Origin of the sequence: Paraclostridium sp. AKS73 (genome assembly GCF_025671395.1) — a bacterium.
Lineage (GTDB): Bacteria > Bacillota > Clostridia > Peptostreptococcales > Peptostreptococcaceae > Paraclostridium > Paraclostridium benzoelyticum.
In genome coordinates, this window is record NZ_JAIXHU010000063.1 from 1 (window position 1) to 9,967 (window position 9,967).

At 25.3% G+C, this 9,967-nt stretch carries 10 protein-coding genes; 6 read left to right on the forward strand and 4 right to left on the reverse strand.

Annotated elements, in window-relative coordinates; translation table 11 throughout:
* The 4 genes from LEQ07_RS19060 to LEQ07_RS19070 form a co-directional block, all read right to left on the reverse strand.
* Positions 1-645 (reverse strand): ABC transporter substrate-binding protein (locus LEQ07_RS19060; protein WP_263331857.1); only part of this gene is annotated, 645 nt, incomplete at its 3' end.
* A gap of 89 nt (positions 646-734) precedes the next feature.
* Positions 735-926, reverse strand: a complete 192-nt coding sequence (locus LEQ07_RS22245; RefSeq protein WP_332843353.1) for a hypothetical protein — start codon at positions 924-926, stop codon at positions 735-737.
* Positions 927-934: 8 nt separating this feature from the next.
* Entirely contained in the window at positions 935-1,426 is a 492-nt protein-coding gene (locus tag LEQ07_RS22250) for an ABC transporter permease (protein WP_332843354.1), read from the reverse strand.
* A gap of 96 nt (positions 1,427-1,522) precedes the next feature.
* Positions 1,523-2,275, reverse strand: coding sequence for an ABC transporter ATP-binding protein (locus LEQ07_RS19070; RefSeq protein ID WP_263331858.1), 753 nt, complete (start codon positions 2,273-2,275; stop codon positions 1,523-1,525).
* 285 nt (positions 2,276-2,560) lie between these two features.
* Here LEQ07_RS19070 and LEQ07_RS19075 point away from each other — a divergent pair, with 285 nt between their 5' ends.
* The 6 genes from LEQ07_RS19075 to LEQ07_RS19100 all read left to right on the forward strand — a co-directional run.
* Positions 2,561-3,415, forward strand: a complete 855-nt coding sequence (locus tag LEQ07_RS19075; RefSeq protein WP_263331859.1) for a TIM barrel protein — start codon at positions 2,561-2,563, stop codon at positions 3,413-3,415.
* 403 nt (positions 3,416-3,818) lie between these two features.
* A complete protein-coding gene (locus LEQ07_RS19080; protein ID WP_263331860.1) occupies positions 3,819-5,558 on the forward strand; it encodes an ABC-F family ATP-binding cassette domain-containing protein in 1,740 nt (579 codons plus the stop codon).
* Between the two features lie 390 nt (positions 5,559-5,948).
* Entirely contained in the window at positions 5,949-7,520 is a 1,572-nt protein-coding gene (locus LEQ07_RS19085; protein WP_263331861.1) for a hypothetical protein, read from the forward strand.
* An 86-nt stretch (positions 7,521-7,606) separates the two neighbouring features.
* On the forward strand, positions 7,607-8,491 hold the full coding sequence (locus tag LEQ07_RS19090; protein ID WP_263331862.1) for a hypothetical protein: 885 nt from the start codon (positions 7,607-7,609) through the stop codon (positions 8,489-8,491).
* 29 nt (positions 8,492-8,520) lie between these two features.
* Complete coding sequence (locus LEQ07_RS19095) at positions 8,521-9,510, forward strand: hypothetical protein (RefSeq protein ID WP_263331863.1); 990 nt, start codon at positions 8,521-8,523, stop codon at positions 9,508-9,510.
* Positions 9,511-9,535: 25 nt separating this feature from the next.
* The coding region (locus LEQ07_RS19100) for a hypothetical protein (protein ID WP_263331864.1) at positions 9,536-9,967 on the forward strand (432 nt) is incomplete at its 3' end.

The window sequence follows — 9,967 nt, forward strand, 5'->3', positions numbered from 1 at the left end:
GCCCTTACCTTGCTTTTCTATTTCAGAAGCAGCAGGTTCAAATAATGCAACATAATCACCTTCACCACCGGCAAATGAACCTGATAAAACGTTGAATTGAACATCTGTACGGACATTTACTTCATCACTTTTAGTATTTGTTCCTAAAGTTAGATTATTTTTCTTTAAAACATATTCTAATGTCATTTCAGGAACTCCACCTTTTCTACCGCCTAAAACTTCTTTACCTTTTAATTGGTTAAAAGAGAAATTATCGCTTTTCTCACGAGATACTAAAAAACTACCGTCCTTTTGAGTCAATTGTGCAAAATTTACTGCGTAGTTGTCATTGCCTTTATTATATACATAAATAGAAGCTTCAGGACCCATAAGACCTATATCAACCTCTCCTGAAAGTAAGGCTGCCATAGTTTTATCAGCACCTTGTGTATTTATAAGATCTATTTCTATACCTTCCTCATCAAAGAATCCTTGAGTTATTGCTGCATACTGAGGGGCATAAAATATAGAATGAGTTACTTCTCCTACTGTTAACTTAGTCATATCTTTATCAGTAGCATCTGAAGAAGCACCTTTTGTACAACCAGTAACACCTAATGCAAGGCTTGTTGCCACTGCCAATAAAGTTGAGATTTTTTTGAACATAAATAACCCCCTTTAAAAAATTTATACCATTTATTTTATTAAAAATTTAGAATACATGTTCCATATAGTTAATACTATATGGCATAAAATTATCTTTTAGATCTATAAATTTTTTCAGCTATATTCAAAACTTGATACATTACTAAAGCACATACTGCTAATACTATTACACCCATCATAACCAAATCTAATTTAAATACTTGACCTCCATAAACTATTAGATATCCAAGTCCGTATCTAGAAACTAAGAACTCTCCAACTATAACTCCAACCCATGCCATACCTATATTTATTTTGTTAAGTTAATTAAATTCCCTATATTTGAAGGAAAAATTAACTTCGTTAAAATTTGAAACTTAGTAGCTCCGAAACTCTTAAGCATTTTTATTTTTTCTTCATCTACTGATATAAAATAGTTATAGGCTGAAAGGATAGTAACAACTACAGAAATTGTAATAGCGATAACTATAATACCTTTCATACCAGCACCAGCCCAAACTATTAAAATAGGAGCAAGAGCAGTCTTAGGAAGTGCATTTAAAACTACCAAAAACGGGTCTAGAATTTTTGATAGACGTTCAGACCACCAAAGAAAAATAGCTATTAATATACCTAAAACTGTACCAATTACCAAACCGACAACTGTTTCATAACTAGATATTAAAACGTGTTTTAATAGTTCGCCAGTTTGAAGATACTTAACAAATAAAGCATATATATCACTTGGTTTACTAAATAAAAACACGTCTATGATATTTAAGCGAGCTAGTATTTCCCACAATGCTAGGAATCCGATTAATAAAAGCCATTGAGAAAAAAATACTATTCTCTTTTCTTTTTTATTGATTTTAAATACTCCATATGACCTGTGGAAAGATTATTTTGTTTCACTTGAATCGATCTCCTTCCATAAGATGTTAAAATAATCTTTAAAGTTTTCAGCACTGCGTGATATAATAGGGGTTCTTTCTCCAGATATTTTTAAGTCTATAGTATAGATACTTTTAATCGTTGCAGGACGCTTTGAAAGGACTGCTATTTTATCTGACATGGATATAGCTTCAGATATATCATGGGTTACTAATATTGCGGATTTACCTTCATTTCTAATGATTTTGTAAACATCGTCACTAACCAAAATTCTAGTTTGATAATCAAGAGCTGAAAATGGCTCATCAAGCAAAAGAATATCAGGATTTACAGCAAGTGTACGAATTAAAGCAACTCTTTGTCTCATACCACCGGATAGTTCTTTTGGATACATGTTTCTAAAGTCCCATAAACCATAGGTTTTTAATAATCTTTCAATTCTAGAAATAGCTTCAGGAGTTTTCTTTTTTTGAATTTCAAGGCCTATTAAAATATTATCCATTATAGTTCGCCACTCTAAAAGATGATCCTTTTGAAACATATAACCTATATTGCCAGTTATATTAACTTTACCGGATGTTGGTTTTAGAAGCTCTGTTAAAATGTTTAAAATAGTAGATTTACCACTTCCAGAAGGGCCAAGTAGGGTTAGAATTTCTCCTTCATTTAAAGAAAAGTTAATGTCATTTAAAACTTTGATTTCACCATCTTTATTATAAAAGTTTTTGGTAAGATTTTTCACATCTACTATTGATGTCATAAGATGTCACCTCCATAGATTTTGCTAGTATACTTTATAGTATTAAGAACAAATGAGTTTTGTACCATTTAAATAGATGCAACAAGATATATTTAAGATTAAATGCAACATATATGTAATAAAAATTTGAATATTAATGAAATATTATAAAATTTATTATACAATTAGGATATTATAAAATTAAAATTTTATTGACTTATAGATAATAGGAAGTTATTAAAAAATATAAAAAGTTTTGATTTATACACAAATGAAATAAATTAAGTTTATAGGGGGATTTTAAAATTGTTAAAAATTATTAATTTATCTACATATAGTTACGATATGGACAGGTATAATAACAACTGTGAGAATATAAATAAATTTTTAAAAAAACATAATATAGATGCAATAGAATTATTTGCACCATCAGGATATAGTGAAGAATTAATACCTGAAAATAGAATAAAAGGAATACATTTAAAACACTTCCCTATTTGGCTAGATTTTTGGAATGGAAATAAGAAAGGTATGTTAGAAGATTTTGATAGTGTAGAAGGTATAATAAACAATTATGGTGGAAGTGATAAAAAGGCAATAATAAATCAATATAAAGAAGAAATAAAATTAGCAGAAAGGCTAAATGCCGAATATGTAGTATTTCATGTATCTAATACAAAACTAAAACATTGTTATAACTACAACTTTACATATACAGATAAAGATGTAATAGATGCGTCTATTGAGTTAGTAAATGAAATATTTAAAGATTTAGATACAGGGGTAACAATACTTTTTGAAAACTTATGGTGGCCAGGGCTTAGAATGGTAGATAAAAAATTAGTAAAATATTTTATTGAAAGCATAGAATATGAAAATAAAGGATTTATGCTAGATACAGGCCATTTACTTAATACAAATTTAAACATAGATACAGAAGAAGAGGGAATCGATTATTTATTAGAGATTATAGATGAGTTAGGAAATTTAAAAAGTTACATAAAAGGAATTCATTTAAGTAAATCTATCTCTTCAAAATATGTTAAAAATCAAATTTCAAAATATGAAAATTTAGAAATTAATTATAGTGAAATGATTAAGGATATAATTTTTCATATATTAAAAATAGACGAGCATAAGCCATTTACAAATAAAAAATAAAAAACTAATAGATATAATAAATCCAAAATATTTAGTATATGAATTTATAACCACATCTTTGGATGAATTAAGTGATTTTATAAATATACAAGATAAAACTTTAGGATTATATTAAACTGTTATTATATGATGAAAAAATGGTCACAATAATTGAATTTATAACTTTGAAAAATAAATTGAAAGTTCAGATATGTTTAATGATAAGTTTATAAATGTACTAAACAAGTAGAGTTTCAATATAAAAGCATTGAAATAAGTCTAAAAAATGGTATCCTATCAAAAGAAAATCTAAAAAGAATGTCGTTATTATATATAAAATCAATTTAAAAATTGGGATTTAATATATATATTTAAGAGCTTATTTATTTAAGCTCTTTTTAAATGATAAAGAGAGGTAATAAATATGATAAAAATTGACAACTTGTCCTACTCATTTCCAAACAAAGATCTATACAATAATATTTCATTTACATTAGAAGAAGGTCAACACTGTGCTTTCATAGGAGCTAGTGGGAGTGGAAAAAGTACACTTATAGATATAATTATGGATCCAGAAAGATATTTGTATGATGGAACATTAGAAATAGACCCAAACTTCAAAATTGGATATGTAAGTCAGTTCTTACAAGAAAATAAAAGTAAAGAAACTACAGTTTTTGAATATATAGCAGAAGAATTTATAAAATTACAAGAAAAAATTTCATCTATATGTACTGAAATGGAAACATCTTCGGATATTGATGCGCTTTTAGAAAAGTATCAAGAAGCTTTAGATGCATTTGATGCAATTGATGGTGATGATTATGAAAGTAATATTAGTAGAAAACTAAATCTTGCAAACTTAGGTAATCATAAAGATAAAAAGTTATCTGAAATTAGTGGAGGAGAATTTAAACTTATCCAAATAATTAAGGAAATGCTTAATAATCCTGACCTGATGATTATGGATGAGCCTGATGTATTTTTAGACTTTGAGAATCTTAATGCTCTAAGGAATTTAATTAATTCTCATAAGAAAACAATACTAGTTATCACACATAATAGATATCTACTTAATCATTGTTTTAATAAAATTATACACCTTGAAAATGCACAACTTCAAGAATTTGATGGAAGATATATTGATTATAATTTCTCATTACTTCAAACTAAAATTGAATTGCAAGAATTATCTATTGCTGATGATGAAGAAATTGAGAGAAATGAAGCTTTAATTCAAAAATTAAGAGAAAGAGCAACTTATAATGCTGAAGCTTCTAACGGAAGAGCTTTAAAAGCTAGAGTTAAAATACAAGAAAGATTAGAAGCTCGTAGAATTAAAGCACCGTTTGTAGATATTAAACAACCAAATATTAAATTAGACACTGATAACGAAATAGAAGAAACTATTGCTTTAAAAGTTAATGATTATAGAATGGCTTTTGATAAAGTTCTTTTAGAAGATGTTAATTTTGAAATTAAATCTAATGATAAAGTAGCACTTGTTGGTACAAATGGGGTTGGTAAAACAACTATACTTAGAGAAATATTCAAAAACAATAATAAATCAATTGAAATAAATGATGATATTAAGATAGCTTATTTATCTCAGTCACAATCAGAGATTTTAGATGAGTCTAACACGATATTTAAAGAATTTTCTGAGTTAGGATTTGAAAATCGTAGAGATGTTAGAAGATATATTTCAAATTACGGTTTTGGGCAAGATGCTATTGAACAAAAGATAAAAGATTTATCTGGTGGAGAAAAAAATATTCTTCAATTAGCTAAAGTATCATATATTAAGGCAAATATGCTACTTTTAGATGAACCAACAAGTCATCTAGATACTTACTCTCAAATAGCACTTGAAAAAGCTATAAAAGCTTATAATGGTGCAATTTTAATGGTTTCTCATGATTACCAATTTATAAATAATTGTATGGACTATGTTTTAATGATTGAAGATAAGAAAATTAGAAAAGTTAGTATGAAAAAGTTTAGAAAAATGATTTATGCTAACCATTTTGATAGAGACTATTTAGAAATCGAAGAAAAGAAAAAATTAGTTGAAACAAAAATATCAAAAGCTTTAAGAGATATGGATTTTGAACTTGCAAAAGTTTTATGTCAAGATTTAGAAGAACTAATTAAGTTGCTTTAAGTATTATATAGTCTAAAGTGACAAGTTAATATATAAATGGAAAATAAATAGGATTAGAGTAGGGCATATGTGCTTTGAAAACTCTAATCCTATTTTTTATTTTTATTTTAAATCTATAAATTAAAAATATAAGGACAATATAGCGATTGCAGTATGGACTGATTCTAAAGACTTTAATAAGTAGACTATAAGAATACACAAGATTAAAAATAACCATTTATAGGAATAAATCATTATCCAATTATTAAGAGTCTTAATAATAAGAATGAAAACTCTAATTTTTAAACACGTGTTAGAGTTTTACATGTAGCAAAATGCAACAATATATACTTATATGTAAAAAATGGTACTATAATAAAGAGAAATTTACATTAGGGGAGTTTAAGTAAAATGAACTACAAAAATTTAATAGATAGTACTCATTATATAGAAGGAGAAATAAAAGAATTATTAGAGATAGCATATAAAAAATTAAAGTCAGATACATATTATGATAACTCTAATTTATTTATAAGAAATGAAATAGCTAATAATGAACATAAAATAGATACTATAATAGATGAATTGTGTAATAGTATTTTAAATGAAAATTTTGAAGATGAAATAGATGTAGGATTTTATTGCTTGCCAAAAAAACTAAGTAGCATAAAAAAACATGATGCTAATGTAGTTTGTAACGATTTGAGCAAATCTAATTATACAATAGATAAAATAACATATTTTATAAAATTAGATTTAAAGTATCAAATATTAGGGACACTATGGGTTTTACTAGCTGGAGAGAAGTTATTAAAAGATAATAATAATTATATATATGGAAGAAAGCTACATAAAAATTTCAAAAATAATGATACTAGGCTATTCAAACCTTATCATGAAGAATATTCAAAATGGAGAGATAAAGCTATCAAACACACAGAACACTTATTAAATAACAATGATAGATGTCTGATGATTTCATTAGACATAAAGGATTATTACTATTCTGTACATATTGACTTTGAAAAGGTGAAAAAAGATCTTGGCATTGATGATAACAAAATGGAAAATGACAAATCGAATATAAGCAAAGGATGCTTATTAGAGAAGTTAACAGACCAAGTGGAGTATATTACAAGAGTTTATACAAATACAATTTTAAAATTAGATAAAGATCATAAAGATAGAAATATTTTACCTATAGGTTATATGCCTTCAAATATTTTATCTAACTGGTACCTGAAAGAATTTGATAAAATTATATGTGAAGAAGTTAGACCTATATATTATGGAAGATATATAGATGACATGCTAATAGTAATTCCATATACTCATAATAAAGAAGGAATAAATCAAATTGATATAATTAATAAATATTTTTGTAAATCAGATATATTTACTCCTATACTAGCTATAAAGAGTAATGATACAACAGAGTATATATTTTTAAATGATAATGATGTTTATAGCATTACAAGTGATTATAAATTGAATAAGATAAGTACTGAAAGAAAACTAAAGTCTTGTGTTAGAAATATACTAAGATTAATTGAGCCTAAAGATATAGAGTTTAAAGATAGCATATCAAAAATAGTGAAAGATAAAGATTTTAAACTAGACGATTCAAAGGTATATAACAAAGTTTGTACAATAGATATAAAGACTTTAAGTAAGGATAAAGTTATAGAACTAATTAAAAGGATAGCGATAGAATCAAATATAAAGAGTGATAATATAGAGAGGCTATATGCATTAAAAGATAAATTAATTAATAATAAAAATGTCATACTGGCTATACAAAACACTAAAATAAAATTATATGATTTTAAGCCAGATGGATCAAGAGCTATAATTGAAAAATTTAAAAATGAGATTAAAAAAAATGCAAGTGTATTTAGATTTTTACCTGAAAAAAATTTAGTAGTTAATAGTTTTGATGAAGAAGTATTAGAGATTAGATACTCAGAAGGTATTAACAAATAAGGAGCATTGAAGATTTTAAGATAAATAAATATAATTTATCTAAGTTTTTAGCACAGGTTATATATAGTGAAAAATTAGATAGTGATTTGTATTCAAAAGATTTAGATGACAAAATCCTAAGTTTATTTAGCGGAATGAATATAGTAGAATTTTATATATTATGGGAAAAAGCTATGATTTGTTATGTAATGAATAATAATAAAGAACATTTAAAGAAATTTATAAAAAACATAGATGATGAAATTACAAATATAGAGGATAAAGAGTTTAAGTTGAAATTTAACATCTATAAACATAAGAATGAAGACACTATAAAGAACATATTATTTGAAAGTTTAAAAATGCATTTAAAAAGTACTATTAGCATGGTATGGGGTTTAAATGATGATGTTTTTATAGATATGGGTTATCAGCTAATAAAAAATATTAGCAATAAAGATATAGAAGATTTTAAAAATAATTTAAGGTACTCTAACATGCTAAGACATTCATATGTATTAGAACCTCTTATGAACTATACAAATATAGTGACTCATAAATGTATGCAGCAAGTACTAGGATTAGATGGACTAAACTTAATTAAAAATCAGTTTGAAAAAGATAGCATTAACTTTGGATTTAGATGTACTAAAATGAATTCAAATTATATTTATAAGCTAATAGAGTTAGATAATTGCAAATTAAGTGTTTGTGATAAGGATAAAGACGTTTGTGAAGAAAAAAAGTGTATATATGAAATAAATGCTAACTCTAATAAATACACCCCAAGATATATACATTTACATGAAATTATATTATATCAAATAAATAGAAGTATGTCAGAAGGTAAAATTATTAGTGGAACTAGCTATATAACAGAAGCTATTAAAATATATAAAGAAATTAATAAAATAAATTATGATGTGGATTTCAATTTATTTGTTAATTCATTTAATAATAAAGATGACGAAGAAGAAAAAATAAAAAAGTAATAAAGAAATATTTAGTGACCATATTAACGATGGAAAATAAAAAACATTCTGTAGAAAGTAATTTATTCAATCAAAATGAAATAAACATAAATCTTTTAAAAATAAAGTCAGATAAAGATATGAATAAATTGAAGATAGCCATAGCGCATATAGATGTATTAGACATAAATTATAAAAGTAGTATTATGAAGACTCCGAGATTAGATGGAAATAGATTACAAAAACTTTATAATATATTAAATCAGTCTGTTAAACAAGGTGCAGATATGATTTTATTTCCAGAGTTAAGTATTCCATATTCATGGCTATCAGTAATGGCTAATTTTGCTAGGAAACATCAGCTAGCTATAATATGCGGGCTAGAACATATAGTATATGAGAATAATATTGCATGCAATTATTTAGCAACTATATTACCTGGAAAATATAATGATTATACATATTCAGTAGTAAAACTTAGGTTAAAAAATCATTATGCACCATCTGAAATAGAAATGTTAAGAGGTTATAATATAAATATTCCTATTATGAAACATAAATACAATAATATAAATAAAATTAATTCAGCAGAATTTATAAAAGAGTATGATTTATTTAGATGGAATGGAATAGATTTTTCTTGTTACAACTGCTTTGAACTATCTAGTTTAAATGATAGAGGTTTATTTATGTCATATGTAGATTTATTGATTGGAAGTGTACACAATAAAGATGTTAATCATTATTCAAATATAATAGAATCATTATCTAGAGATGTACATTGTTACTTTGCTCAAGTGAATAACTCTAAACTAGGTGATAATAGGATTGTAGCGCCTAAGCAAACTGTACAAAAAAATATACTTCAAATTACAGGTGGTCAAAATGATACACTATTAATTGGTGAAATTGATATTCTTAAATTAAGAGAGTTTCAATTAAAAGACTATAATTTACAACTTAACGATAAGCACTACAAACCAACACCACCAGAGTTTAATAAAAAGATATTAAAATTGAGAATGAATAGACCTTTATAAAAGTAGGTATTTGAGGGAGAAGAGAATGGAAGAAAAATATTATGACAAAATAAAGAATTTTATATATGGAAATAAAAAGATAATAAGTATTTTATCACCTACATTTTCAATATATTTTTATTCTAAAAAGAGAGACGATAAAGTCTATAACCAGAAATTAGCAGATAATACAAAAAGATTCTTTGCTTCACTTTCAACACTAATAATTTTATTGATATCTATATTTAACTTTAAACAAGTTGACATAGTAAATGAAGAAAATTTAATATTTAAAGCACTTTATATAGGTATGTGCATTGTTATACCTTATATTATCTTATATAGTATTATATTAAAAGAATATGGCATAACTATTGAAAGCAATAGTAACAGTAAATATGAAAAAATTAGAGCTAGTATATCTAAATTTGTATTTAGTAAAAATATACCTAAAATATTTAATCTTATTATACTAATA

Excerpts from the sequence above, each read along its gene's own strand:
- LEQ07_RS22245 (WP_332843353.1), bottom strand. The coding sequence starts at position 926 with ATGGCATGGGTTGGAGTTATAGTTGGAGAGTTCTTAGTTTCTAGATAC.
- LEQ07_RS19070 (WP_263331858.1), bottom strand. The coding sequence starts at position 2,275 with ATGACATCAATAGTAGATGTGAAAAATCTTACCAAAAACTTTTATAAT.
- LEQ07_RS19080 (WP_263331860.1), top strand. The coding sequence starts at position 3,819 with ATGATAAAAATTGACAACTTGTCCTACTCATTTCCAAACAAAGATCTA.
- LEQ07_RS19085 (WP_263331861.1), top strand. The coding sequence starts at position 5,949 with ATGAACTACAAAAATTTAATAGATAGTACTCATTATATAGAAGGAGAA.
- LEQ07_RS19095 (WP_263331863.1), top strand. The coding sequence starts at position 8,521 with ATGGAAAATAAAAAACATTCTGTAGAAAGTAATTTATTCAATCAAAAT.